General features: G+C 30.8%; 1 protein-coding gene. It reads left to right on the top strand.

The genetic code is table 11. The annotated features are described in order from the left end of the window. Window positions 1-238 (top strand): IS3 family transposase (locus tag JKP73_RS22350; protein WP_200412005.1); only part of this gene is annotated, 238 nt, incomplete at its 5' end. Between the last annotated feature and the right edge of the window lie 87 nt (window positions 239-325).

Here is a 325-nt window from a genome sequence, read left to right as displayed (position 1 = left end):
TAAGTATTATGGGATGACTCACTCTTTCAGTCGAAGGGGATACCCTTATCATAATACCAGTCTTGGATCTTGGCATGGACATTTAAAAAGAGAGTGGGTGTATCAATTTAAATATAAGAACTTTGAAGAAGCCTATCAGAGTATTTTCTGGTACATCGAAGCCTTTTATAATTCAAAACGAATCCATCAAAGTTTAGGGTATCTTACACCTAATCAATTTGAAAAGGTAAGTGCTTAAAATAAATAGATTAAAATTCTACGTTTGTTACTCTAAAAACTTGACTTAACGTCATTATTTATTAACATGAGTTTTTGTATTCATTAT

The organism is Virgibacillus salexigens (assembly GCF_014905415.1).
GTDB lineage: Bacteria > Bacillota > Bacilli > Bacillales > Amphibacillaceae > Virgibacillus > Virgibacillus salexigens.
Note: the sequence above shows the minus strand (reverse complement) of the source record. Positions and strands in the feature narration are given on the sequence as shown.